Annotated in this window: 34 protein-coding genes; 20 read left to right on the top strand and 14 right to left on the bottom strand. The window is 50.7% G+C overall.

All coding sequences use genetic code 11. The annotated features are described in order from the left end of the window. Positions 1 to 215: 215 nt before the first annotated feature. Positions 216 to 758, bottom strand: coding sequence for a cob(I)yrinic acid a,c-diamide adenosyltransferase (locus IPL71_RS24395; RefSeq protein ID WP_345326182.1), 543 nt, complete (start codon positions 756 to 758; stop codon positions 216 to 218). A gap of 134 nt (positions 759 to 892) precedes the next feature. Here IPL71_RS24395 and IPL71_RS24390 point away from each other — a divergent pair, with 134 nt between their 5' ends. The 7 genes from IPL71_RS24390 to IPL71_RS24360 all read left to right on the top strand — a co-directional run bounded on the left by IPL71_RS24390 (position 893) and on the right by IPL71_RS24360 (position 5969). Then, positions 893 to 1528, top strand: a complete 636-nt coding sequence (locus tag IPL71_RS24390) for a hypothetical protein (RefSeq protein WP_345326180.1) — start codon at positions 893 to 895, stop codon at positions 1526 to 1528. Between the two features lie 94 nt (positions 1529 to 1622). Beyond that, the gene (locus tag IPL71_RS24385; RefSeq protein ID WP_345326178.1) at positions 1623 to 2069 is read left to right on the top strand and encodes a GatB/YqeY domain-containing protein; all 447 of its coding nucleotides are present in this window, start codon (positions 1623 to 1625) and stop codon (positions 2067 to 2069) included. A 55-nt stretch (positions 2070 to 2124) separates the two neighbouring features. After that, positions 2125 to 4236 (top strand): HD family phosphohydrolase, encoded by a 2112-nt coding sequence (locus IPL71_RS24380; protein WP_345326176.1) that lies wholly within the window; start codon positions 2125 to 2127, stop codon positions 4234 to 4236. Then, positions 4233 to 4706: an rRNA maturation RNase YbeY gene (ybeY, locus tag IPL71_RS24375; RefSeq protein WP_345326174.1), complete on the top strand. Its 474-nt coding sequence runs from the start codon at positions 4233 to 4235 to the stop codon at positions 4704 to 4706. The genes IPL71_RS24380 and ybeY overlap by 4 nt, the downstream gene beginning before the upstream one ends. A gap of 3 nt (positions 4707 to 4709) precedes the next feature. Further along, positions 4710 to 5075: a diacylglycerol kinase family protein gene (locus IPL71_RS24370; protein ID WP_345326172.1), complete on the top strand. Its 366-nt coding sequence runs from the start codon at positions 4710 to 4712 to the stop codon at positions 5073 to 5075. 40 nt (positions 5076 to 5115) lie between these two features. Continuing rightward, positions 5116 to 5346, top strand: a complete 231-nt coding sequence (locus tag IPL71_RS24365) for a hypothetical protein (protein WP_345326170.1) — start codon at positions 5116 to 5118, stop codon at positions 5344 to 5346. Continuing rightward, positions 5343 to 5969 (top strand): TIM barrel protein, encoded by a 627-nt coding sequence (locus IPL71_RS24360; protein ID WP_345326168.1) that lies wholly within the window; start codon positions 5343 to 5345, stop codon positions 5967 to 5969. Before IPL71_RS24365 ends, IPL71_RS24360 begins: the two co-directional genes overlap by 4 nt. Positions 5970 to 6079: 110 nt before the next feature. Here IPL71_RS24360 and IPL71_RS24355 read toward each other — a convergent pair whose 3' ends face one another. The 6 genes from IPL71_RS24355 to IPL71_RS24330 form a co-directional block, all read right to left on the bottom strand. After that, entirely contained in the window at positions 6080 to 6760 is a 681-nt protein-coding gene (locus tag IPL71_RS24355) for a formyltransferase family protein (RefSeq protein ID WP_345326166.1), read from the bottom strand. Between the two features lie 76 nt (positions 6761 to 6836). Then, positions 6837 to 7403: a GNAT family N-acetyltransferase gene (locus tag IPL71_RS24350; protein WP_345326164.1), complete on the bottom strand. Its 567-nt coding sequence runs from the start codon at positions 7401 to 7403 to the stop codon at positions 6837 to 6839. Between the two features lie 87 nt (positions 7404 to 7490). Further along, positions 7491 to 8147, bottom strand: a complete 657-nt coding sequence (locus tag IPL71_RS24345; RefSeq protein ID WP_345326162.1) for a response regulator transcription factor — start codon at positions 8145 to 8147, stop codon at positions 7491 to 7493. Positions 8148 to 8188: 41 nt separating this feature from the next. After that, positions 8189 to 8659, bottom strand: a complete 471-nt coding sequence (locus tag IPL71_RS24340) for a DinB family protein (RefSeq protein WP_345326160.1) — start codon at positions 8657 to 8659, stop codon at positions 8189 to 8191. Further along, entirely contained in the window at positions 8656 to 9255 is a 600-nt protein-coding gene (locus IPL71_RS24335; protein ID WP_345326158.1) for an SDR family NAD(P)-dependent oxidoreductase, read from the bottom strand. Before IPL71_RS24335 ends, IPL71_RS24340 begins: the two co-directional genes overlap by 4 nt. Positions 9256 to 9311: 56 nt before the next feature. After that, positions 9312 to 9548 carry a hypothetical protein gene (locus IPL71_RS24330; RefSeq protein ID WP_345326156.1) on the bottom strand — a complete coding sequence of 79 codons (237 nt, stop codon included), beginning with the start codon at positions 9546 to 9548 and terminating at the stop codon, positions 9312 to 9314. Positions 9549 to 9568: 20 nt separating this feature from the next. Between IPL71_RS24330 and IPL71_RS24325 the strand changes: the two genes are divergently transcribed. The 3 genes from IPL71_RS24325 (at position 9569) to IPL71_RS24315 (ending at position 11667) form a co-directional block, all read left to right on the top strand. Continuing rightward, a complete protein-coding gene (locus IPL71_RS24325) occupies positions 9569 to 9877 on the top strand; it encodes a hypothetical protein (protein WP_345326154.1) in 309 nt (102 codons plus the stop codon). Positions 9878 to 10113: 236 nt separating this feature from the next. Beyond that, positions 10114 to 10503 (top strand): Hsp20/alpha crystallin family protein, encoded by a 390-nt coding sequence (locus IPL71_RS24320; protein ID WP_345326152.1) that lies wholly within the window; start codon positions 10114 to 10116, stop codon positions 10501 to 10503. A gap of 144 nt (positions 10504 to 10647) precedes the next feature. Beyond that, on the top strand, positions 10648 to 11667 hold the full coding sequence (locus tag IPL71_RS24315; RefSeq protein WP_345326150.1) for a type 1 periplasmic-binding domain-containing protein: 1020 nt from the start codon (positions 10648 to 10650) through the stop codon (positions 11665 to 11667). Positions 11668 to 11732: 65 nt separating this feature from the next. Here IPL71_RS24315 and IPL71_RS24310 read toward each other — a convergent pair whose 3' ends face one another. After that, on the bottom strand, positions 11733 to 12170 hold the full coding sequence (locus IPL71_RS24310) for a response regulator (protein ID WP_345326148.1): 438 nt from the start codon (positions 12168 to 12170) through the stop codon (positions 11733 to 11735). 379 nt (positions 12171 to 12549) lie between these two features. Here IPL71_RS24310 and IPL71_RS24305 point away from each other — a divergent pair, with 379 nt between their 5' ends. The 8 genes from IPL71_RS24305 (at position 12550) to IPL71_RS24270 (ending at position 17908) form a co-directional block, all read left to right on the top strand. After that, positions 12550 to 13128 (top strand): GNAT family N-acetyltransferase, encoded by a 579-nt coding sequence (locus IPL71_RS24305; RefSeq protein ID WP_345326146.1) that lies wholly within the window; start codon positions 12550 to 12552, stop codon positions 13126 to 13128. A 10-nt stretch (positions 13129 to 13138) separates the two neighbouring features. After that, positions 13139 to 13696, top strand: a complete 558-nt coding sequence (locus tag IPL71_RS24300; protein WP_345326144.1) for a GNAT family N-acetyltransferase — start codon at positions 13139 to 13141, stop codon at positions 13694 to 13696. Position 13697: 1 nt separating this feature from the next. Further along, a complete protein-coding gene (locus IPL71_RS24295; protein ID WP_345326142.1) occupies positions 13698 to 14258 on the top strand; it encodes a GNAT family N-acetyltransferase in 561 nt (186 codons plus the stop codon). Continuing rightward, positions 14255 to 14491 (top strand): hypothetical protein, encoded by a 237-nt coding sequence (locus IPL71_RS24290; protein ID WP_345326141.1) that lies wholly within the window; start codon positions 14255 to 14257, stop codon positions 14489 to 14491. Before IPL71_RS24295 ends, IPL71_RS24290 begins: the two co-directional genes overlap by 4 nt. Positions 14492 to 14603: 112 nt before the next feature. Continuing rightward, positions 14604 to 15491, top strand: coding sequence for a GNAT family N-acetyltransferase (locus IPL71_RS24285; RefSeq protein WP_345326139.1), 888 nt, complete (start codon positions 14604 to 14606; stop codon positions 15489 to 15491). Positions 15492 to 15568: 77 nt separating this feature from the next. Further along, positions 15569 to 15982 (top strand): hypothetical protein, encoded by a 414-nt coding sequence (locus IPL71_RS24280; RefSeq protein WP_345326137.1) that lies wholly within the window; start codon positions 15569 to 15571, stop codon positions 15980 to 15982. A gap of 12 nt (positions 15983 to 15994) precedes the next feature. After that, positions 15995 to 16597, top strand: coding sequence for an HAD family hydrolase (locus IPL71_RS24275; RefSeq protein WP_345326136.1), 603 nt, complete (start codon positions 15995 to 15997; stop codon positions 16595 to 16597). 84 nt (positions 16598 to 16681) lie between these two features. Then, positions 16682 to 17908, top strand: coding sequence for an MFS transporter (locus tag IPL71_RS24270; protein WP_345326134.1), 1227 nt, complete (start codon positions 16682 to 16684; stop codon positions 17906 to 17908). An 87-nt stretch (positions 17909 to 17995) separates the two neighbouring features. Here IPL71_RS24270 and IPL71_RS24265 read toward each other — a convergent pair whose 3' ends face one another. After that, on the bottom strand, positions 17996 to 18382 hold the full coding sequence (locus tag IPL71_RS24265) for an FmdB family zinc ribbon protein (protein WP_345326132.1): 387 nt from the start codon (positions 18380 to 18382) through the stop codon (positions 17996 to 17998). A 68-nt stretch (positions 18383 to 18450) separates the two neighbouring features. Between IPL71_RS24265 and IPL71_RS24260 the strand changes: the two genes are divergently transcribed. Next, the gene (locus IPL71_RS24260; protein ID WP_345326130.1) at positions 18451 to 19068 is read left to right on the top strand and encodes a guanylate kinase; all 618 of its coding nucleotides are present in this window, start codon (positions 18451 to 18453) and stop codon (positions 19066 to 19068) included. Continuing rightward, positions 19065 to 19847, top strand: a complete 783-nt coding sequence (locus IPL71_RS24255; RefSeq protein WP_345326128.1) for a rhomboid family intramembrane serine protease — start codon at positions 19065 to 19067, stop codon at positions 19845 to 19847. Before IPL71_RS24260 ends, IPL71_RS24255 begins: the two co-directional genes overlap by 4 nt. Positions 19848 to 20021: 174 nt before the next feature. Here the strand turns inward: IPL71_RS24255 and IPL71_RS24250 are convergent, their stop codons facing one another. The 5 genes from IPL71_RS24250 to IPL71_RS24230 all read right to left on the bottom strand — a co-directional run bounded on the left by IPL71_RS24250 (position 20022) and on the right by IPL71_RS24230 (position 25080). Beyond that, complete coding sequence (locus IPL71_RS24250) at positions 20022 to 20978, bottom strand: ABC transporter permease (protein WP_345326126.1); 957 nt, start codon at positions 20976 to 20978, stop codon at positions 20022 to 20024. Positions 20979 to 20987: 9 nt separating this feature from the next. Continuing rightward, the gene (locus tag IPL71_RS24245; protein WP_345326124.1) at positions 20988 to 22067 is read right to left on the bottom strand and encodes an ABC transporter permease; all 1080 of its coding nucleotides are present in this window, start codon (positions 22065 to 22067) and stop codon (positions 20988 to 20990) included. Between the two features lie 66 nt (positions 22068 to 22133). Next, a complete protein-coding gene (locus IPL71_RS24240) occupies positions 22134 to 23867 on the bottom strand; it encodes an ABC transporter substrate-binding protein (RefSeq protein ID WP_345326123.1) in 1734 nt (577 codons plus the stop codon). Positions 23868 to 23968: 101 nt separating this feature from the next. Continuing rightward, entirely contained in the window at positions 23969 to 24697 is a 729-nt protein-coding gene (locus IPL71_RS24235; protein ID WP_345326121.1) for a radical SAM protein, read from the bottom strand. After that, positions 24697 to 25080: a radical SAM protein gene (locus IPL71_RS24230; RefSeq protein WP_345326119.1), complete on the bottom strand. Its 384-nt coding sequence runs from the start codon at positions 25078 to 25080 to the stop codon at positions 24697 to 24699. The genes IPL71_RS24235 and IPL71_RS24230 overlap by 1 nt, the downstream gene beginning before the upstream one ends. Between the last annotated feature and the right edge of the window lie 5 nt (positions 25081 to 25085).

Genomic DNA, 25085 nt, shown 5'->3' with positions numbered 1-25085 from the left:
GCGAAGTGACGAGTGTTCTTCGAGAAACTCTGTTGTGCATCCTGAGCGGAGGACTGAGCGCTCTTTGCGAAGTCCGTAGCCGAAGGACAAGCCTGTCTGTACTTCGGCTACGCTCACATTGTCCCGCATTGTATGGTGGTTAGACTTCGGAAGTCTTTTTTGAGTCTGTATGATTAAGAGGCTTCTGGAAAGACTTCCGAAGTCTTGTTGTTAACCTACGGTTTCGCCAGACTCGTCTGTTTTCCCGCGTTTTGATTCTCAAGCAGTTCAAGCACAAAACATAATGAAGAAAGCCGGTTGAGGTAGCGTTGCAAGTCGGGATTGATGACCTCATCTTCATCAAAGAGACTCACCACGCAGCGCTCGGCCCTGCGGACAATGGCGCGTGCCAGCGAAAGCGCCGCGCCGCCGAGCGTATCTCCGGGCAAAATAAATTCCTTGGGCATCTCAACGATCATGCTTAGTTCGTCAGTTTGCTTTTCAAGCCAGTTCACGCGTGATTCGTCAATGAAATGAAATCGCGGCGCATTCTCGGGGGTGGCGGCTACTTCGGCCATCAACTTGTAAAGATCGCGTTGCGTTTCAAGCAGGATCGGCGCGGTTTGCACTGCGCTGCATTGCGCGCGCGCCAACCCGAGCGCAGCAGATGCTTCATCCAATGCGCCAATCGCTTCCATACGGACATGATATTTCGGCACGCGGCCTTCGCCGAGCAAGCCCGTTGTGCCATCGTCGCCTTTTGCAGTATAAAAAGTCATGCGGGCATTATAACCACTTTATACCGGCCTCGCTTATAATTTTATGGAACATCGCATAAATGGCAAACCAGGGTCTTAATTTCTATTTACTGTTTTCCCCGGTAAATTCAGCAATTTATGCAAAGAGCGGTGAAATGCTTGTACCTATTCATGAAGAAATGACCCGCACAGCCCTCGGCAGCCGTGTTAGTCCGCGTGCGCTTGAGGTGATCATTGCGGCTAATCGCAAACAGGATGCCCTGCACGGACAACTTGGTCACGACGAATATCATTTTGATAACAATGCCATTGATGCGGGTCATCGCTATATCACGGAGCAGCGCGGACTTGTGCTCGCAGCTTTGCTTGCTCCCGGCGTGCTTTCCGCCTGGATCGCATTTGGAAGATTGACTCATACCGCGCAGGATTTCTACGCCCATACCAATTACGTCTCCATGTGGCTTGACCAACACCCAGGCACGCCTCCTACCCCGCCCGAGATCGATCCTGTTCAAAAGAGTTTGATCGAAAGCCCGGACATTCGCTCTGGCAAGATCTATCTGCCGTTGGATGCGTTGTATTTTGTTCCATTTCTGCGAAAGATAGCACTCGCTTTTTTGCCGAACGATTCGCACGGAAAGATGAATTTAGACTCATCCAAACAGGGGCCGCATTTTGCGTATGCCTGCGCGGCTGCGATCAAACGCACGGAATATGAGTTTGATATTCTGGAGAAAATCCTTACACCTGAAATGTTTACAAAGTTTACAGATTTACAGCCGGAGAATTAATCAGCCCGGGGAATGCCCGGGTGTGTTGAAGCAGGCTTGAGGTATGAAAAGAAGCGGGCACTTCATCCAAATCATGAAAGGGTATAATCAAATTATGGACATAAAAACTCAACTTAATGAATCAGTCAAAGATGCGATGAAGAGCGGCGATGAGATCCGCAAGCGCACGGTGCGTATGGTGCTTGCGGCGGTGAAGCAGGCCGAGGTGGATAAGCAAGCCGCGCTTGAGGAACTGGCGATTGTGGCGTTGATCCAAAAAGAGATCAAGAATCGCCGCGAGGCTATTGAAGAAGCGAAGAAGGCCGATCGTCTTGACCTGATCGCAGATAACGAAACCGAGATCAAAGTTCTGGAGGTTTTTCTGCCTCAAGCCATGCCCGCCGAAGAGCTGCGCGCATTGGTGCAGGCCGCCATTGATGAAACAGGCGCGTCGGCGCCCGGTGACATGGGCAAGGTGATGAAGATCGTGATGCCCAAGATCGCGGGACGCGCTCCAAATGATATGATCAGCTCCACTGTTAAAGAATTACTTACCAAGTGATCTTTTATCATAAAGAGCAGGCTTGATAAAGGTCTGCTCTTTATGATTGATCCTTATGTCTGCACGTACCCCCGTTTCCACCCGAATTCGAGTTTTACAGACCAGCCTGATCGTTGCGGTCAGTCTTGTCTCTTTTGCTGCGCTGACCACGCCCATTGCGCTGCGTCCGATGACGCAGGCGTTGGATGTGGGGGATGTGTCGCAGACTGCCCAGCAGGCTCCGCGTGATATTGAATATGTCAGTGATATTCGCACCGAAGAAGCGCGTCAGGCGGCGGAGAGTGCGGTGCTGCCGATCTATAGTTTGCCTGATGCTGCCATTGCGCGTGAGCAGATCGAGCGGCTGCGGACAGCTTTGCAATACATCACTTCTGTGCGCGATAATGTTGAGTTGACTGCGGAACAGAAAAAATCGAATCTGGTTGCGCTGAGCGATGTCCGCTTAAAACTTGAGACCATTGATTATGTGATCGGAATTTCCAACACGCGCTGGGAAATTGTGCAAACTGAATCCCTGCGGGTATTGGAACAGGTGATGCGCCGCGCCATCTTTGAAGATAAAGTGGAATCCACGCAGGCTGGCGTTTCCTCTTTTGTAAGCCTTACTTTGAATGAGCAGCAATCGATTCTGGTTTCGGAATTGGTTAGCGCTTTTGTTGTGCCCAATAGTTTTTTTAGTGAAGAGTTGACCACCGCCGCCCGTCAATCTGCGCGTGATGCGGTGGAGCCGATCGTGCGGACGTATAAAGCCGGAGAGACGATCGTCCCTGCGGGGGAGATCATCACCCCGGCAGATATGGAAGCTTTTCAGCAGCTCGGCATGATCCGCCCCGGTCAGCGTTGGGAGGATATGCTTGGGGCGGCGGCGATTATTATTCTTTCTGCGATCCTTGTTCCCCTTTATTTTTATCGCCGCAAACGCTCGGCTGTTGTAAATGATCCGCGCAGTATGCTGGTGATCGCTATTATTTTTGTTGTGTTTTTGGTTGGTGCGCGTTTATTTACCAACCGTACCCTTGCGCCTTACGGGTATCCGTTACAAGCAGCTGGGCTGCTCGTGACTGCTTTGTTTGGTCTTGAAGCGGGGCTTGTGGTTGCCATTCCACTTTCTTTGCTGGCTTCTTATGGTTTGTCGAATACACTTGACCTTGCGCCGTATTATTTGCTGTCATCTTTGATCGGTTTGCTTGTGCTGGGACCGGTGCGCCGCTTTTGGGGATTTGTGCGCGCGGGAATCGCCATTTCGCTTTCAGGCTTTGTTGTGCTTTTGGCATATCGCCTGCCGTTCTTCGCGCCTGATTGGCTTGGCATTGTTCAATTTATCGGAGTGGTTGCCTTCGCGGGATTTTCAGCCGCAAGTATCACTCTATTGCTTCAATATTTATTTGCGCAGTCGCTCGGCATCACAACTGCATTTCAATTGCTTGATATTTCACGCCCTGATTTTCCGCTGCTGCAATTTCTGCTGCGCAACGCACCCGGCACGTATCAACATAGTTTGCAGGTTGCCAATCTCGCAGAGCAGGCTGCCGAAAAAATTGGCGCTGATCCCTTGCTTACGCGTGTGGGCGCGCAATTCCATGATATTGGCAAGGCGCTCAACCCCACATTTTTTATTGAAAATCAAGTGCCGGGGAATGTGAATACGCATCATGATATCGCGCCTGAAGAATCCGCAGCGACCATTATCCGCCATGTGACCGATGGTGTTCAACTGGCGAGAAAGTATCGTCTGCCGGAACGTTTGCAGGATTTTATTCTTGAACATCATGGCACGCTCATCACGCGCTATCAATACACTCAAGCCATGGATGCAGTAGGCGGCGATGCGGCCAAAGTGGAAATTGAAAAATTCCGTTATCCTGGTCCGCGCCCGAATTCGCGTGAAACGGCTTTGCTGATGCTCGCAGATGCCACCGAAGCCCGCGCCCGCGCCGAACGCCCCGAAACAGATGACAATCTGCGCGCGCTCGTCCGCAATGTGATCGACACGGTGCAAAAATATGGTCAGCTCGATGATACGCTTCTGACTCTCCGTGACCTGAGTCTGATCACTGAATCATTCGTTACCACACTGCGCGGCACCTATCATCCGCGCATTCAATATCCCAATGCGAAAGTCCCTGATCAGGACTCAACCATCCATGCGCTGCGGAAGGAAAAATGATAAATATAGACTCGCAACAAAAATTCTCAGATGAATCTTTATTGGAACGCGCCGCCCGTCTCACACTTGAAATTTCAACCCCGCTTCTTGCGGACCTCGAAGCTGCTCCTGTTGACTGTGACATGACCATCGTCCTGACAGACGACGCGCAGTTACACGAGTTGAATCGCGAATTCCTCGGCGTAGATGCGCCCACCGATGTACTGTCTTTTCCATCTGCTGAAGCAGACCCCGAAACAGGCGTGCCGTATCTTGGTGATATTCTGATCTCGATTCCACGCGCATCACAACAAGCGCAAGCCGGCGGACATTCAGTGGAAGCGGAAGCGCAGTTACTCGTTATCCATGGGACATTACATTTACTGGGGCACGACCATGCCGAGGCGGAGGAAAAAGCCCGGATGTGGAAAGCGCAGGCTGATGTTTTGGAAAGACTCGGGCTGTCGCATGTCAAGATACAGGATTCGTAGTTGATGTCCTTTTTGTTATCCCGCATCCATTCATTTCGTCACGCGTTTCGCGGCTGGCATTATGCCTTGCGCACGCAAAAAAATGCATGGATACACAGCCTGGCGGCCACGCTGGTTTTTATCTTTGCTTTTTGGCTGCGAGTGCCGCCGCGTGATTGGGCGGTGTTGATCTTAACCATCGCGATGGTATTCGCTGCTGAATTTATGAACACCGCCATCGAAGCTGTTGTAGACCTCGCCAGCCCGGACCGGCATCCGCTGGCGAAGATCGGCAAGGATGTGGGCGCTGCCGCCGTATTGGTTGCGGCATCTGGCTGCGATCTTGATCGGATTATTAATTCTCGGTCCGCCCTTATATGCGCAAACTAATTTTCCCTAATCCCTAATCCCTAATCCCTGGAGTTTTCCCATGACTTTATCGTTTAAATTTGGAACCGTTGGTTCTCCCTCGGGCACGCCGAAAAAACCGGGCGGCTCTGTAGGCGCAATTGAATTCAGCAAGTCTATCGGACTGGATACATTGGAACTTGGCTGGGTGCAGTCGGTGCGTGTGACCGAAGCCACCTGCGCCTTGATCAAAGCTGCGAGCGAGGAACATGACGTGGCATTAAGCGTTCACGCGCCGTATTTTTTAACTTGAATGCCACGGATGAAGAATGGCCCAAGTCACGCAAGCGTTTGATGGATGCGGCGCATTACGGCTATCTCGCGGGCGCCACGGATATTATCTTTCATCCGGGTTCGTATTTTTTGAATGACCCGCTTGACGTGTTGAAGATCGCCATTCCGCGTTTGCAGGGTTGTGTGGATGAATTAAAAAAGAACGGCACACAAGTGACTCTCCGCCCTGAGACAATGGGAAAATCTGCCATGCTAGGATCGCTTGAAGATGCTGTTGCGATGAGCATTGCTACAGACATGGTTCTGCCCTGTCTGGACTTTGCACATTTACACGCCCGCCCCGGTGACGGAACCATGAATACCTATGATGAATGGTCGCGTGTGCTGGAGTTTTATGGCCGCGAATTGGGCGAAAAGGCTCTCAAGCATTTACACATTCATCTCTCGGGAATTGAGTATGGTCCCAAAGGCGAAAAGAATCACCTCAAACTCGCCGATGCAGATTTGGATATGAAAGCCTTGTTCAAAGCGCTGCATAAATTTGGCTGTGCCGGCCGCATCATGTGCGAAAGTCCCATCATGGAAGAAGATGCGCTGATCATGAAGAAGACGTGGATGAAGGTGAGTGGGGAGAAGGAGTGATAAGGAGTGACAAGGATGAATTATGAAGGATGAAGGATGAAAAAGAGCGTGGACGAATGTCCGCGCTCTTTTTTTACTTATTACTTATTACTACTATTACTTCCCTCTTCTCACTTCCCGCCCACATACTCAAACCGATACCCGTGGATTTCCACATACGGCTGCCATTGTTTATAACTAATCGCGCGGACTCTTCTTCGCACTTCGTCTGCGCTCATGTCTGGGGTGATTCTAAATAGTTCGTCAAATTGTTTGCGTGAAAAAGGCGGACGGGTCCATATTTCTGTAGAGACGGGGAGTTCTTTTCCTGCGGCCATGAGTTCTGCAATTTCAAAGAATAACGCCATTTGATTCTCATAAGTCCGCTGGAGGATTTCTTCCACGCCGTCTTCCGGGTGGACTGGGAAACGCCTGACCTTGATGATCCTGCCTGTATCCACTTTGCCGGCCATGTGATGACAGGTCGAACCGTATTCTTTGGCGTCTTCGTACAAGGCAAAATTATTACAGCCAATGCCGGGATATTCAGGCGAAGCCGGATGGAAGTTAATGGCCGCAATCTTTGCGCGATTCAATAATGATTCAGGCACCACCCAGCGCGAAAGATACGAGATGATGTAATCACCTTCCCAGTTGCGAATGTCTTCGGGCAGTGGGTCGCCCCACTTGCCGAGGCAGTATGTCACATGGAGAAAATGCTGTTGACAATATTCCAATGCGCGCGCGCAATCGGGGTCTTCGGCTTTACCGAGGAAGAGCAGAGATGATGTGGATTGAGTCATGATGGTCATTATAAATTTAAATTCCTGAATGTAAATAACTGTAGAAGGCGATGGTCTGTGGTCTACTGTCTGCGGTCACTTTTGCTTATAGTCGGGCGACCAGCTCAAAGTCTGAGGGGAGAAGCGAGAACATGTGGGCGTCGAAAAAACGAGTGCCCACCACCATCCGGTTTAATAATATCCCCTCGTAATGTGCGCCCGCTTTTTCTGCAACACGTTTGCTGGGTTCGTTCCCAATTGCAATGACGATCTCAGCGCGGATCAGGTTAAGCCGTTCGAATGCAAAACGCGCGGCCAGTTTCGCAGCCCGCCCGGCGATGCCCTCTCCGTGGCGTGACGTGCGCACCCAATATCCCAGGTTACAGAAATGATAAATCGGGTGAATGTGACTTAAACTGCACCCGCCCAGAAACTCGCCTGTTTTTGCGTCGGCGATGGCGAATGCATATAACGATCCGTTTGACCAGTAGGTGCGGGTGAGGGCAATGAAATTAAGCGCGGTTTCGCTGGTGTAACTTTCGTTGGCCCACGACATCCACGGTTCCAATTCAGGCAGGGATTCCTGAACTGCGAGATGCAGGGTGTTTTCTTCGCCAAATTCAAATGGACGCAGGTTGATCGTGCCGTCGGTAAGTGTGATGAATGGGAACATGGATTTCTCTTAAATAAAAAACGGAGACACATTTTCACTGAGTTGATCTGCTCTGTGTGCTGTGTCTCCGTTTTTGAAATAAAAAGTTTAGGTTGAAATATATTCTCTCAGGCTGTGTTCCACAGCGTAGGCTGCTTCGGCGCGATTGTTGACGCTCAACTTCGAGAGAATGCTTGAAACATAATTGCGCACGGTGCCTTCGCCAAGGAATAAATTCTTCGCGATCTCGCGGTTGGTCTTGCCTTCTGAAACCAACAGCAGCACATGCTTTTCCTGTTGACTCAAATGGGCAAAGGCTGAGGCTTCCTCTTCCTTCACCGCGCGCCGCACTTCCTGGAATACGCGCTGGGTCACGGCAGGGTCAAGTAATGCTTCGCCGCGTCCCACAGATTCGATTGCCTTGACCAGGTCTTCGCTTCCGATCTGCTTGAGAATGTATCCTGATGCTCCCGCGCGAATGGCGGAGAACAACATTTCATCTTCAGCGTAGGAAGTGAGCATGATCACTTTTGTATTCGGGTATTGATTGACGATCTGCTCGCAGGCTTCAATCCCTGATGTGCCCGGAAGGCGAATATCCATCACGACAACATCGGGTTTCAGGGAGGCAACCTGTTCGAGCGCTTCACGCGCCGAACCTGCTTCCCCTGCCACTTCAAACTGAGGGTGGCGCTCCAGCAGGGATTTCAAGCCGAGCCGCACCACTTCGTGATCGTCTACAAGGATAATTCGTTGCTTTTTCATTGTGCTATTTTACACCGAAATACGCAGAAAACGGGCGAAATTCACTTATTTTTCATCTTTTTCAAGGCAAGCAAATGTTCTTCAATGTGCGCCAGGTTACGCTCCACCCAAAGCTGCATGGTCAGCCCGCCGCCCACGATCTCATGCCGGCTGACTCGTGACCACGCCTCACGCGGTTGGCTTTCAAGCATCACGCACAACTCTTCCACATAGGTTGTGAATTCACTCAAAATTGTGCTCAATGATTCCTGTGCATCATAATGTTCAAGCATCCATTTATCGGCATCAAAATTTTTGAAAGACGGATTCTCTTCAAGGATGGTTTGATGCACGCGCGCGCCGTATACAAATCTGCTCACGTCACGGGTGTGCGCGGCGATCTGCTGCACGGTCCAGTCGCCGTCCACTTTTGCGGCGGGGTCACCGGCCGCTTCACATGCGGCGCGAAATTCCTGCGCTGCTTCTCTTAATCTTTCGAGCAGTTTTACACGGTACTCAAGCAGTTCCTTCATTGTGCCTCCAAAATGGATAATACATCATTCACCACGTCTGTTGAATTTTCAACCGCGTACACACGAACGCCATGCGGACTCAACTCAACATCTGCCTGACGGGATAACATCGCCGCTCCGGCCTTACTGGATAAATAAGCCCCCGCATCTTTTATCGACCCTTCGCCTGCTCCTGCTACGATATTAATGATCGCCCCGTGACCTTGTTCCCGCATCATGCGCCCTACAGATTGCACAGTCAGAAACACGCCGGTTAGATTTACATCCAAAGTGCGGTGCCAGTCCCATTCATCCATCTTGAGCAAAGGTGTGTGCGGTTCCACCGATGCGTGAGTAATGAGAATGTCAATCACGCCGAAATCATCCTCGACACCTTTTACCAGATATTGCACGCCGACTTTTTTGGCAATATCTTCAACGTAGGCTTTGGCTTCTCCGCTGTTGGCGATGATTTCCGCCGCAACTTCCTCCACGTTAATGGGCGAGATGTCGTTCACGGCCACTCGTGCGCCGCGTTGCGCAAGTGCCAGTGCCAGTGTCCGCCCGGCGCCTTTCCCTGCGCCGGTGATAAGTACAACCTTGTTTTTTAAGTCCATATTTATTCCTTTAATTCCCTCAATCAGCTTGCTGATTGACTCCGTAATATTACTAATTACTCACAATAGGGAATTGCATCTGAGTTCACGTTTGCGTTCAAAGGCAAACCGAAATAAGGCGTAGGGTCGTAGGTGTTGTTGATATCCAGTTCGTTTTTGAAATTACCGAAGCCATCATCTTCCACAATGGAAATGTGTAAATGAATCCCAACCGGAGCATTGGGGTCGCCTGAGTAATTTCCCTGATACCCGAGGAAGGTGCCGGCTTCCACGTACACTTCTGATGTACCCATTGGGAATGCCGGTGAGACAAATGAATTTCCCTGCGGGTCTGCCATGTGGTGTAATACACCCAGATCTGACGCCCGGTTTGCAATGGGTCTTCAGGCACGCGGATAATGACCGTGGACTTCCAATCTGCTTGGCGGGTGAGGTAGCCAGGGTAGGCCGCGACAATGGGCGTTACGCCGATATCTGTCCCGGCGAAAATATCGAGGCCGGAGTGGCGGTGACCGGGGCGGAAAGAATCGTCCCAGATAAAGCCGATCAAGCCGTTCGTGGGGAAAATGAATGGGGCGTCGCCGCATCTCGCTCCCGAAGTCATCATCAGATCGGGTCTTGAAGACTGATCCTGAAACCAGTTATAGACTTGCGCCATGCGGGCTGAGTCTCTGTCCCGGGTGTAATACAAATAGCCCCCGCAACGGCGAGCGCAACGAGGATCACAAGTGGAAAAAAGTATTTACGCATTCAAAGATTATACCCATGAATTTTTCTTATAAAAAATCTACCCGTTGTTATTTTTTCTTATATTCAGGACTTAATATTGCGTTATTGATAAACAACAAGGAGATAAAAATGACACTCTATATTCAACCTTATCCATTCCGTCGTATGGCCCGCCGCGCAGTTGCAGCAGCCCAACCCCGTCAGTTTTCTTTGGGCGTCAATATTCGTGAAGAAGAGGATTCCTACGTGCTCTCTGCGTTGGTCCCCGGTTTGAAAGCTGAAGACCTGAACATTCAAGTACTTGAGAACACAGTCAGTATCGAAGGTGCGTATCAGGCGGCTGATACTGAATATTTACTGAACGAACTTCCCCGTGGTTCCTTCCGCCGTGCCCTGCGTTTGCCCTCAGAGATTCAGGCCGATAAAGTGGAAGCAAAGATCACCGATGGCGTGTTGACTTTGAACCTGCCCAAGGCCGAATCTGCGAAGCCGAAGCGCATTAATATTTCAGTCAATTAACGATGTAAGTTTGCAAGAGGCGCACAATACTGTGCGCCTCTTTGTATTTAAGTGAGATCGCTCCGATTTCCCGCCGGTCAGCTTTCTCCAAATCAGGCAGTATAATTCTCTTATTCGAATATCCTTAATTTCTGGAGTATGACCTTGCGTGTTAAACATTTCTTCTTCGCGATAATAAGTATCGCTATGCTAAGCGCCTGCGGCGGAGGTTCACCGACTGAGATCGCGCCCCCTACTGTTGCGCCGTCTCATACGCCGCTGCCTCCGCCGACCATGATCCCAACACCAGATACCCCGCTGGCGATCCTGGTTCTCCCCGCAGAGTTGGACAAGGCTTCATCTGATCTGTATCAAAAGACTGTGTATGACCTTGCACTGCAATCCGGTTTTCGGTTTCAGGTGCGCAATGCGCTAACATCTGCCGACTTGACCGACCCCACTTTAAAAGTAGTCATCGTTTTTCCGCCCGACCCCGGTCTGGTATCTCTTGCGCCAACCGCTCCGGGTGTGCAATTTCTCGCAGTGAATATTCCCAACCTGACGGCTGGTGGAAATTTAAGTGTGCTGGCTGGAGACTCTCAAGTGGAATTGCCTGCCTTCCTCGCCGGATATATTCTTTCCATGCTGGTGGAGGAATACCATATCGGCATGGTCATTCCTAAAGATAACGGGGATGCCCAGCGTGCCTACAATGCTTTCGTGAATGGAAAAACATATTATTGCGGGTTATGCCGCACTTTTTATATTGACCCGATCGGCTATCCCCAATTTATAGAAATTCCCGCAGACGAAAAAACTGCAAGTTATGGCGCCTATGCCAATGTGTTGATCAATGACCGCGATGTGGATGCGCTTTATATTTACTCCTCAGTGGCGAATGATGAATTTCTTTCCTATGTAGGTACACAGGGTGTGCTGTTGATCGGAACCTCGATGCCGGTGCCGCGTCCTGGCGGCTGGGTGGCGACGATCAGCCCGGATACGATCAAGGCGATTCAGACGGCCTGGCCTACTTTGAGCGCGGGGCAGGGCGGAATCAACGTTCAATCTCCGCTCGGGCTTGCAGATGTGGACCCAAGCCTGCTCACCCCCGGAAGACTTCGCCTCGCACAAGAGACACTCGACAGTCTGCTGGCAGGCCGCATCTTGACCGGCAACCCCTAAACACAAAAACGGCGGACATCTTGTCCGCCGTTTTTGTGATACCCATCTCTACCAGAGTAGAGAATCTAAATATATATATTTGTGGGCTGTGCCTGAGGCGCAGTCCATTCCTGCCGCATCAGCCATGCCATGGATTTGATCAGCAAGGCCATTGGGCTGATGGGAGTGCTGATGCACTCATCCGCGCCCGCGTTATGGTACCGGATCATTTCCTGTTCATTCCCTCTCGGGACGAGCAGTAATAAGGTACCTTGTGTCATGGAACGAAGCTTCATACAAAGAATGAGCAGTTCGGCATGAGGCAGGTCAAGTTCAAGCACGATCAGTGAAGGGGCAAGCAGGTGTGCAGTTTGCAGGGCGCTATGTGGTGTGGCCTCACTGACCACATGGCAATTCTTTTGTTGAAAAAGTGTTTCCCAAACAGAGATCATCTCTGCATCCTTTGAAATAATCAGGGCGGTTTGCACATGATTGAAGTTAGTTTCTGTTTTCCAGGCAACCATTTTATTTTCCTCTTTTTTGAGTTATATCTACCAAGTTGTTGTCTGCGCGGAAAACAGGTCTGACCCTTGAGTACTAATTGCAAGTTAAAATTCCTTGACGAGTTTTTCCCATGCGTGATAAACTCGTTGTCGCTTGAAGAAAGCAAATCTAAAAAAAAGGAGGCGCACGCCAATGATCATGAATAAGTTAAACATCGCTCCATCATTTGTCAGCAACGCTGATTTTGATACTCGCAGTGCGCCTGTTTCCCGTTAGACTTTTATTTGTTGTCATACGGCCACGGCGCTCATGCGGACCCGTGGCCGTTTTTATTTAATATCTCCCTGGCGGCTATGGGTCAATGACCTGTGGCCGTTTTTTTTTGTTTTGGAGGAAATCATGTTAGATATACAAACTCAGTTATTCGAAGCACAGGATGTCCGTTTTGGGCCGATTGACCACGAAACGCATCCCGATATCGAATCCAAATGGACGCACGACGCCGAATTCATGCGTCTATTGGACTTGAAACCTGCCCGTCCGCTTTCACCTGCGATGGTTAAGAAACAATACGAAGCCATCGAAAAGGAAATGGACGAGGATAAGAATTTGTTCTACTTCACCATCCGCGCCCGCGAAGATGACCGGCTGATCGGCAAGGCGCTCGTGGAGTGGATCGACTGGACGAACGGCAACGGCTTTCTACGCCTCGGCATTGGCGCAGCGGAAGACCGCCGTAAAGGTTATGGTTCGCAGGCCTTGAGCATGTTGCTGCGATATGCCTTTAGTGAATTGAATCTCTATCGTGTTACTGCGGTGGTGCCCGCTTATAACGAAGGCGCACTCCATCTCTTCCAGAAGTTCGGTTTTGTGGAGGAGATCCGCAGGCGCCAGGCCATGAACCGCGATGGTCAACTTTGGGATCTCGTCTCTTTCGGCTTGTTAAATGCCGAATGGCGGGAGCAGGCAAAAGGTTAAGGGGGATGCGATGAAAGATATTTATCGCGGAACCCTTGTCCGCCTGTGTGATGATTCGCCGGAAGTGATGGCGAAGGCTTATTCCAAATGGGATCGTGATACAGAACAGCATCGTCTCGCAGATAGCGATCCGGCCCAGTTGTGGTCTGAAAAAAAGATCAAGGAAACTCTTGAAAAGCGCGCTGAAAATAATACCAAGTCGTTTCGGTTTTCCATCCGCACTTTGGCCGATGATACATTGATCGGCGGCGTGGGTTTATGGGTCGCATCATGGACTCATTCAGATGCCTGGCTGGGAATTTCGATCGGCGAGCGCGATTATTGGGGCAGAGGATACGGCACAGATGCGATGCGTTTGGCTGTGCAGTATGGATTCATCGAATTGAATCTGCGCCGTATTTCGCTTGGACTGCACGCCTACAATGAACGCGCGTTGAAATCTTATGAAAAGGTTGGCTTTAAACTCGAAGGCCGTATGCGCGGAGAAGGTCTGCGTGACGGTGTGCGATTTGACAGCCTGTGGATGGGAATTCTGCGCGAAGAGTGGCTTGCCGCGCAAGGAGCATGAGATGAAAGACATCTTCAAAGGTGAGCTTGTGCGCCTTTCCGCTGTGGATCATGAAGAACTCGGCAAGGCCTACGCCGTTTGGAATCGGGATTCTGAATTCACCCGTTTTCTCGATGCGCGTATGGTCTCGCTGCGTTCTGCAAAATCGATCTCAAGTTTTTTTGAAAAGGAGACTAGCGAGGCTCTTCCTAACGCGCCGTATTTTGCGATCCGCGCACTGGAGGATGACCGTCTGCTTGGCGATATCGGCCTTTTCGTTGTGAACAATTGGACACCGCGCGATGCCTTTGTTGGAATTGGAATCGGCAATCGCAACGATTGGAGCAAAGGTTATGGCTCAGACGCAATGAAGATCATTTTGCGTTTTGCCTTTACCGAGTTAAATCTGCGCCGTGTGACGCTCAATGTTTTTGAGTACAACCCGCGTGCCATCCGTTCTTATGAAAAGACGGGGTTCCGTCACGAAGGGCGGATGCGCAATGCGCTGCTGCGCAACGGCAAACGCTGGGATATGTTCTACATGGGCATTTTGCGTGAAGAATGGATGGAGACGAATCCATGATGCAAAAAATAAATCTTGACCCAAATCCTTTGGCTGTATCCACAACCGCACGTACTGTGGACCCAAAGGCTATAACCAAACCTGCCATCGGAAATGTTTCTCCGAAAGGCATGGCGTTCGATGCCGGCAGATGGCTGCGTGGTCAACTTCACCTTTCAGGGTTTGACCAGCGCACATTTATCCATATTCAAACAAAGAACAAACATCCGCACTCGACCAAAAAGCATAAATAAAAAGCGGAAAGGAAAAAGATCATGATGAATAAAGAACTGCATCTTGACTCAAGACTCAGCCTGCGGACTGTCCGATGGACAGATCTCAACGCTGTGGCACAGTTGATCTACGATGTGTGAAGCAGATGGTGATACATCTGTAGCCATTACACCTGACGAACTGAAAAACGAATGGGAGACCGCCGGCTTTAATTTGGAGACGGATGCTTTTCTCGTCGAAACAAAAGACGGGCGCATCGTTGGCTTTGAAGAATTCTTTAATGAAAAAGACCACGCTGAATTGCAGACCGATGGATATGTACACCCGGACTTTAAGGGACTTGGTGTTGGCACATCGTTATTGCGAAAAATAGGAGGGCGGGCTTTGGCAGAGATCCCTCTCGCTGAACCTGATCTGCGTGTTTTTATCCGCAGCACGATGGACAATAAAGATGCTGAAGGTCATGCCCTGCATCAAGCAGAAGGGTATTCCTCGATCCGTTATCACTGGCGCATGGAAATTAAATTGCCCGAAGCGCCGTCCGCGGTGACGTGGCCGGAAGGCATCGAACTGCGTCCGTTTGTGAAGGATGAACACGCGATCGCCGTCTGGCAGGCCAATAACGAAGCCTTCCGTGACCACTGGGGAAGTCACGATGCGAGCTACGAAGAGTTTGTCCATAGCCGGTTTGACGACCCGGAATTTGACCCTTCACTCTGGGTAATCGCTTGGGACGGGGATGAAATTGCCGGCTTCTCCTTGAACCGTTTTCGCATGGGAATTGGCTGGGTCCGCTCGTTGGGAGTCCGCCGGCCGTGGCGCAAAAAGGGACTTGGCCTCGCCATGCTCCAGCATTCCTTTGGCGAATTTTACCGACTCGGTAACCCTACCGTTGGTCTCGGCGTCGATGCATCCAACCCGACGGGCGCCACGCGTCTGTATCAGCGGGCTGGGATGTATATTGCGAGTGAATTTGTCACCTACGAAAAAGAACTCCGCCCGGGCCGAAATCTGAAATAATATGAAGTTGGTTCGGCATGGCGGGGCAAATCAGTGTAGAATCAATCCATACCCGCTATCCAGGAAAGGATACTTTTATGAACCTGCGTTGTATCTATTGTCAGACCCCGTTCACTCTTCCCCGCGCCGAAATGTTAGGCGCGATCATTACGATGAACGAAAAGCATCAGAACCACTATGATGCACATTGTCCGCGCTGCCGCCGCGCCAACTCCATTTCGCGTCAGCGAATGGAATTGTTCTTCCCCAATTGGCAGGATGCCGCCAAACAACTGGCTGCAAATCCGCCAAAAGAGGAAGTTCCATCCACTGCATTTCTTAAAACTGAGCCGATCTCAAAAACCGCCAAAGCTGCAGTTGAGAAAAAGGCAGCTGTGAAGAAACCTGCTGAAAAAGCGGCAAAGAAACCCGCTGCTGCGAAAGCTCCAGCCGCGAAGAAGCCAGCCGCCAAGACCACCAAAACCGCCGACCCCAAGCCCAAGAAAAAGTAGGCGCGAAGCGACATGGCGATCCGTGCAATTTTTTTTGATTTTGGCGGTGTCATCATGCGCACCGAATACCAGTCACCGCGCCAGAAACTGGCCGAGCGTTTCAACATGGACTATGATGAAATCGACAAGGCCGTCTTTGGCAGTGACTCGGCGCGGCGCGCTTCGATCGGTGAGATCACCGAAGAAAAGCATTGGGCCGAAATAGCGAAAAGATTTAAGCAGCCTGCATCTGAGATGCAGGCTTTTCGCGATATGTTCTTCGGCGGCGATGTGATCGACCGTTCCCTGGTTGAGACCATCCGCTCGTGGCGCGGAAAATTCCACACCGGGTTGATCTCCAACGCCTGGAGTGGACTGCGTGAATTCATTACCAAAGAGAACGTGATCGATGTGTTTGAGACCGTGGTCATCTCGGCGGAAGTGGGTGTGGTCAAACCGTCCGCTGGGATTTATGAACTCGCGCTGAAGCAGGCCAACGTTAAGGCAGAGGAAGCGGTCTTCGTCGATCATATGCCGGTTAATATTGAGGCTTGTGAAAAAGTCGGTATGAAGGGCATCCTGTTTAATGATCCGCAGGAAAGTTTGAAGCGTTTGAATCAACTGTTGAAAATTTAACAAGACTTCGAGCTTGCAAAATAAGTGAGTTTTCGTGCTGGCAGGCTGACCATTGGCCTGTCAGTTTTTATTTAAGAGGTGACCATGTTTAATCATTTAAAAGTAGATGCATCAAAGGTTTATCTGTTCATCGAGTTTACGGCTTCGGCTTTTTTCTCAATGATGTTCGTGACCATGTCGCTTTATGAAGCGACGGTGGCGGGGCTGACTCCCTTGCAGCTTGTGCTGGTGGGGACCACGCTGGAGGTTTCGGCGTTTTTGTTTGAAGTGCCGACCGGCATTGTGGCGGATGTGTACTCGCGGCGGACTTCGATCATTATCGGTTATTTGTTGATGGGCGTTGGCTTTCTGGTGGAGGGACTCTTCCCGATGTTCCTGCCGATTTTGATCGCGCAAGTGATCTGGGGACTGGGTTATACATTCACCAGCGGCGCGACCCAGGCTTGGATCTCTGATGAGGTTGGTGAAGAGCCAGCCAATAAACTTTTTATGCGTGCCACACAGGTGGGACTTGTCGCTTCGTTGTTTGGCATGGGACTTGCGATTTTAATTGGAGCAAATAATGTTGCATTGCCGATTCTTTTTGGCGCAACTGGTGTGATCGCGATCGGGTTGGTGTTGATCGTTATCATGCCTGAAACAGGCTTTCATCCCGCGCCAAAGGAAGACCGCAACACGTGGCAGCATATGTGGCACACGTTCAATGAGGGATTGAAAGCCGTGCGCGCACGTCCGCGATTGATGTCCATTCTTGGAGTTGGTTTATTCTTTGGCTTATACAGTGAAGGCTTTGATCGTTTATGGGTGAAGCATTTGCTCGACACATTTGACTTGCCAGTTATTTTTGGAAACAATCAAGTGGCTTTCTTTGCCGTGCTGCGCATCGCTGCTGCACTGTTGACCATACTCGCGGTTCGCTTTGTTGAAAAACGCGTCGACTCTGGGAGTCCGCTGGCGATTGGGCGTGCGATGTTTATCGTGACGGGTGTCATTGCAGTTGCGATGATCGGCTTTGCTGTTTCACCGTTTCTTTCTTTAACGTTGGGTCTGTATCTCGTTATCAACATTTTCCGCGCTGTGAGTACTCCGCTATATTCAGGATGGGTGAATCAGAAACTTGATTCAAATGTCCGCGCTACGGTGCATTCGATGGCGGGACAAGTGGATGCGATTGGACAGATCGGCGGCGGGCCGAGCGTTGGGTTGGTCGCGAAATTATTTTCCGTAGTTGCGGCGATTGCAACTTCGGGTTTCCTGCTTTTGCCTGCGATGTTTTTGGTGGGCAGGGCGAATCGGATTTCGATAGAGTGAAGGGGAAGGTGGCGAGTAGAAAAGTAAAAAGTGAGAAGTGAGAAGTAAAAAGGTCTCCAGGAAAGATGGAGACCTTTTTTGTTTGATCTATTCTTCTCCGCTGGATGTATCTGGCAGCCCAAGATCGGGGATTGCGGATTCGATTTCTTCGGGGCTTTGGCCGGCTTCGAGGCGGTCTACGACATCATTGAATTCAGAGGGGAGTTCTTCGCCCATTTCGCCGCCCATTTTGCGCATCATTTTTGCGAGGGCGCGTGGGTCGTCTTCGATACCGTCCATGCCTGAGAAATCGTCGGCCGCTGATTCCATGCGGCTTGAGTCAGATTTGGCGATGCGCACTTTGGTCATGCGCCGGCGAACGTTGTCACTCTGGCAGTGGGTGCAATGCACGGCTTTTTTGCCATATTCGCTGAAGGTATGGAATGCGTCAAATCTTTGGTTGCATTTGTTGCAGATAAAATCATAAGTGGGCATAAATCTATTTTACTGCGAATCAGTTCACAGTCAGGAAAGATGCGCGGGTCTCTTTGGTAAAATAAGATATGTCCAATACATTCAATCTCGTAAAGCCCAATCCGCTCCTCATTGTCATCTCCGGCCCTTCAGGTGTTGGAAAAGATTCAGTCGTGCAGCGCATGAAAGAGCGCGGACTTCCCTTCCACTTTGTTGTCACTGCCACCACCCGTGCACGCCGCGAAAACGAAGTGCATGGCAAGGATTACTGGTTTGTCTCGAAGGATGAATTTGCGCGCATGATCGAGGAAAATGAATTGATCGAATATGCCATCGTGTATGGCGATTACAAGGGGATTCCAAAATTTGAAGTGCGTGAAGCATTGGCGAGCGGCAAGGATGTGGTCATGCGCATCGACGTGCAGGGCGCAGAGTCGGTGCGGAAACTCGCGGTCGAGTCCTTGTTGATCTTCATCACCTGCGAAGGCGAAGATGAATTGGAACGCCGTCTGCGCGAACGCAAAACCGAAACCGCAGATTCACTGTCCCTGCGAATCGCCACTGCGCGCAAAGAGTTGCAGCGCATCGAAGCCTTTGATTATGTGATCGTCAACGAGGATTTTCATCTCGACGACACCGTGGACAAAGTGCGCGCCGTGATCTCTGCCGAACATTTGAAGGTACAGCAACGCAAGGTGACTTTGTGAACGAAACCCCCGCTTCGCCGCCTGACCTTGAACCTGCTCCTGTTTCTCAAACAGTTCAGGTCGCTTTACCAGAACTCGTCCCCAAGGTGACGTATGCCATCCTTGGTTTTACTGTGGTTGTATATCTTTTACAATTATTAAGCGTGGCTGTTTATGGCTATGCTGTTTATCAAATTGACTGGCTTGAAATTTACGGTGCGCGATTTAATCAGGCAATTCGCATGGGGGAGTTGTGGCGTTTCATAACACCCGTTTTTTTGCACGGTTCCCCGCAGCATATCTTTTTTAATATGTATGCGCTTCTATCAATTGGCACGCTGCTGGAAAGACATTTTGGACATGGCCGATTCGCCCTGTTATATTTTCTCGGCGCGTTTTCAGGAAATGTCTTCTCATTCCTGTTGACCGGTGAAAATGGATATTCCGTTGGCGCATCCACTGCGGTGTTTGGGCTGATCGCGGCAGAAGTGATCTTCTTTTATCAAAACCGGGAATTATTTGGCAGTCATGCGAAACAGGCGATTACGAATGCAGGTTTTATTATCGCAGTGAATTTATTTATCGGGTTGACTCCCGGCATCGACAACTGGGGACATGTCGGCGGTCTGCTCGGCGGTGCGATGTTTGCGTGGTTCTCCAGTCCGCGCTGGGCAGTGGAAGGCATTTCGCCTGATCTGCATTTGGTAGATCAACGCGAATATAGAGAGGTTGTTGTAGGTATGGGATTGGTGGTCATCGTATTTGGCGCACTTGCGGCATGGGGGTTGTTTGGAGTGTAAAAGACATTAAAACATTAATAATGGGACGCTGACAAGTGCGGATGGACGCGGAACAGGACAAAAAACCCGCGTTTTCAGCGCGAAGCGATCTGTGTCTCATTTGCTCTTAAAAACGAACTCACCCACGAAACCTTAATTTCATGGGTGAGTTCGTTTTTGTTTGTCAATTTAAGATTAGCTCATGTGTGCGAGTCTGGGGTCAAGCGCATCGCGTAAACCATCGCCCAATAAGTTGAAGGCGAGTACGGTCAACATGATTGCTAGACCGGGGTAAAACACAAGGTGTGGCGCAGTAAATACTTGATTGCGTTCTGAACCAAGCATGGCGCCCCATTCGGGTGTTGGCGGCTGCGCGCCCAACCCGAGAAAGGAAAGCGCGGCGGCATCCAAAATTGCGGATGCAATGCCGAGCGTGCCTTGCACGATCAGTGGAGTCAATGCGTTGGGCAAAATCCGCTTGAAGAGAATCTCATAAGTATTTCCACCGAGCGCGCGCGAAGCTGAGACATAATCCATCTCGCGGACGGAGAGCACACTGCCGCGCACAACGCGGGCATAAGCCGGAATGGAAACAATACCAATTGCAAGCAGTGCGTTGATCAGTCCCGGGCCGATGACGGTCACAATGGCGATGGCCAAAAGCAGGGATGGGAAGGCCAGTAAAACATCCATGACGCGCATGATGATGTTATCGATCCAGCCGCCGAAATAACCGCCAAGCGCGCCGAGGATTGTGCCGATCACAATGGCAAAGGAGACGGTGGAAAGGCCGATGATTAAACTCAAGCGTGCGCCATAAAGCATACGACTGAATTCATCGCGCAGATTGCCATCTGTGCCCATCAGGTGTTCTGGTTGATCTGCCGGGCATCCCAAAAGATGGATACAGGGTGCGGAACGTTTTTGAATATCCTGCGCCGGTTTTACATCCAACATGGAAAGCGTTGGGCTGTAGGGAGCGATCCATGGCGCAGTGATTGCGATCAATATTAAAATGCCAAGAATGATCATGCCAACAACAGATGATTTGCGGCGGAACAACCGTCTGCGGGTGATCTGCCACAGGCTGACCGAGTCAAGCGAAAGCGTGTTGACGTCCAATTTTGCGGGTGGAATGGTTTGGGTGGTCATGAGCAGTTCCTAGTTCAGGCGGATGCGGGGATCGAGATATGCGTAGGAAATATCCACGATCAAATTCAAGGCAACAAAGAACATGGCGATCACCACAGTAAATCCCTGCACAATGCCATAGTCGCGGGCTGTGATGCCGTCGTATAGAATGCGGCCAACCCCGGATAAGTTAAAAACCGTTTCTGTTAAAACTGCGCCGCCCAGTAATCCGCCAAGTGATAATCCGATCACGGTTGCCAGCGGGAGCAGGGCGTTGCGAAATGCATGTTTCAAAATAACAGCGCGGCGTGCCAGACCTTTGGCGCGCGCGGTGCGGATGTAATCCTGCCCAAGTACTTCAAGCATGGCAGAGCGTGTCATGCGGGCGATCAGTGCCATGGGGATGGTACTCAACGCAACCGCGGGGAGAATGAGATGAATAAGTGCGTCTTTGAATAATTCCCAATTTGCAGTGAGGACGGCGTTTAGCAGATTCATCCGGCTGAGAAAATCCAAAAGTGTGAAGCCGAACTTGCCCTGGCTGATTTCCATCCCCCAGGTTTCAAAAAATGGGACTGTAACAATTCCAGCGCTCAAACGGCCGGATGGCGGCAGTTGAAACGGCGTGTCTTTTAATGTCAGTGCGAAAATGTAAGCCAGCATTAATCCCAGCCAAAAGACCGGCATGGATACGCCAACATTCGCCCACATCATGGTGACCACATCCACCCATGAATTATGGCGGACTGCGGAGATCACGCCCAATGGAATTCCAACCAAAATGCTAACCAATAATGCCGCAAAGCTTAATTCAACAGTGATCGGCAAACGTTCCATCAATAACTCGGTGATGGGTTTTGAATAACGGAATGAGTTTCCGAAATCGCCGTGCGCGATCTCGTTCACATATACCCCAAATTGAAACACGATGGGTTTGTCCAAACCGTGACGATGGTTGAACTCATCACAGACCACTTTGGTCGCTTTCTCCCCGAGCATGGCTCGGCACGGGTCACCAGGGATCAAACGGGCCAGCGCAAAGGTGGCAAATAAAATACCAAATAGCACCGGAATACTGAGCAGAAGTCGTCGGATTATATAAGTGGTCATCGCATTTTGGGGAGCCCCCCGCAGGAAAGTTCCTGCGGGGGGCTAATAGAAGAAATTAAGTTGGAATTACTGGGCAGGAGCGTTCAGGAACGCGCCAAAGAGGCCGCTCCAATAGGAGAATGCGCCTGTGTTGCCAGTGTGAAGCGGGTTAGCCGCATCCCATTGGACTGAGAGGGAAGTTACCACATCGTTTGCATCGAATGTGGAACCATCGTGGAAGACGACACCCGGGCGAAGCTTGAAGGTCCATTCGGTCAAGTCAGCGTTGACTTCGTAGGATTCAGCCAAAACAGGGACAACTGCTGTGCCACCCACTTCGTAACCGAGCAGAGACTGGGTAATCTGTTCGCAAGCGCGCAGGGATTCACCATCGGTCTCGTCAGCACAATAGAGGGAAATCGGTTCAGCGTTCTGCATCCACACGAAAGTGTCGGTGCCGTTGGACATGACGGAGAATTCTTCGTTACCAAGCGGGCTGGCGAAGGCGCCTTCAACAGAAGCCTTGAAAGCCAAAGCGGAACCACCATGAGCAACAGGGATCATCGGCACGTGAGTGCGGATGGCATTGTTGGCAGCTTCGTAGAACGGAGCGCGGTCGGCATCAGAAGCCAACTGAGCGCCGCTTTCCAAAGCGCTGGTGATATCTTCGAACTTATCACCGAACTGCAGGGAAGCGCCGGCACCGAAATGATAGCCGAGGAAGTTGGTCTGATCAGGATAGTCAGCACCCCAGCCGAGCATGTGAAGGCCTTGTAACTGGCCGGCATCTGCAGCAGCAAGGAACGCACCAGATTCCATTACTTCGATGTTGAGGGTGATGTTAAGGTTTTCTTTCAACTGAGCCTGAAGATCCTGCGCTACAACATTAGGATCGGGCAGGTAACCACGAACAACGTCGCGGTAATTCAAAACGGTTTCAAAACCATCCGGGTAACCGGCTTCGGTCAAAAGGGCTTTGGCAGCTTCAACATCGAAGGCATACCATTCATCACCTACGCAGCCATTTGGAATGGAGCATGGGGTGAAGTGTGAAGCAACCTCAGAGCCAGCTGGGTAGAAGTTGTCAACGATACGATTACGATCAATGCCCATGGCGATTGCCTGACGCACTTTCTCGTTAGCCAAAGGATTGGCTGCGTTATCGAAGCCTTCGGTAGTCGGGTTGTTGTTGAAACCAATGTACATGACATTGAGGGCCGGGCGGTTGAAGAGAGCCAGATTGGAATCGCCTTCAACAGTGGCGAAATCATCTGGGCCTACATTGTCGATACCGTCAACGGTGCCGGACTGCAGTTCGAGCAGGCGTTGGGCTGACTCGGTGCTCCACTTGAAGACCAGAGTTTCAGCGCCGACATTCTCGCCCCAATAGTTTGGGTTCTTCTTCAAGACCAATTGATCGCCGCGCACCCATTCAGAGACCATATAAGGGCCGGTGCCAACAGGCTTCTCAAGCAAATCGCCGTTGCCGCCAGTGGCTTCAAGATATTCTGAAGGCTGAATGGCGAAGGATGTGAAAGCGATCTTGGAAGGGAAGGCAGGATCAGGCACGCAAAGTGTGATCTTGACTGTCAATTCGTCCACGGCTTCGATGGATTTGAACTCACCACCGTAGTCGCAGTCAGGCGCTTCAACCATCATGCCTTCGTAGGCCATGGCGGCTTCAGTAGCGACAGGCGCTTCAGTCATGGCAGGGGCTTCGGTCATTGCGGGGGCTTCAGTGGCCGCACCGCCGCCGCAGGCAGCGAGCATCAGGCTCGCAAGCACTACCAGCGAAAGTAAAACAGAAAGATTTTTTTTCACGTTTCTCCTCCTTAGAGAAAAAGTGGATTAATGGAGTAAAGGGGAAAGTATAGAATCTCTCCTCAGGACTCCTGTCGTCTCAAATTATACAACAAAAAATATTAGGATATGGATACCGGGCGGCCAAATCCATTTAACCCCACCGTGGAAGGGTTTTTGGGCCACAAACCCGCTATTTTCTCCCCACATTTTGGGCATTTTCCTTCCTCGGTGATTTTATATTTTTGGATGACGTACCCGCTTCGTTTCACAAGCTGATAACTGCATCGTGGACAATGAGTAGTTTCATACTCCCCGACATTCCCCGGCAAATTCCCGGCGTATACATAACGTAGTCCCGCCTCACGCCCGATCTCCGCCGCGCGGATTAACGTCTGCGAATCGGTGTTATCAGGCGCGAGCATTTTGTAATCCTTATGAAACGCAGTCACATGCCACGGAATATCCACAGATAGTTCTGCCAGAAAACGTGCTGCATCCCACAGCTCTTCGTTTGAGTCATTAAAACCTGGGATCACCAGAGTCACCACTTCCACCCATAGCCCCAGATCGCGCGCGCGTTTGATTCCATCCAGTGTGTTTTGCAAAGTTCCGCCCAATGTGCGGTAACTTTTTTCGCTCATGCATTTCAAATCAACTTTATATGCATCAAGATAAGGCCGCAGGTATTCCATTGCCTCGGGTGTGTTGTTTCCATTGGAAACATAGGCGCACATCAACCCGGCTTGCTTTGCCGCCTTAAATATTTCAACCGCCCATTCACTAGTGATCAACGGTTCATTATATGAAGAGACAACCACTGAGGCTTTTGTCTTTTGCGCATGCCCCACTATTTGCGCAGGTGTAATTTTTTTACAAATTGCGCCGACACTTCAGAAGCCGGGTCGCGCAAGGCTTGTGAGGTTAACCAATTTTGACAATAGCCGCAGTGATAGTCACAGCCCAACATACCAAAGGTCAATGCGTTGGTGCCGGGCATGACATGTGAAAAAGGTTTCTTTTCGATCGGGTCGCTTTGCAGCGCGGCCACATAACCCCACGGCACGCGCAATTTTCCGCCCTCATTAAATCGCACCTGACAAATTCCACGCTTGCCCTCGCGGATCAGGCAGTGATGTCCGCAGGCGTGGCAGCGCACTGCGCCGTCTTCCAGTGTTTCATATAATTCACCCTCAACTGTTAGGTCATCAAGTAAATTTGCAAGCGTAGACATACTGT

It is taken from the genome of Candidatus Villigracilis proximus, from assembly GCF_016717045.1.
GTDB classification, from domain to species: Bacteria; Chloroflexota; Anaerolineae; order Anaerolineales; family Villigracilaceae; genus Villigracilis; species Villigracilis proximus.
The sequence above is the reverse complement of the archived record's forward strand: the minus strand, read 5'-3'. Positions and strand labels throughout refer to the sequence as shown.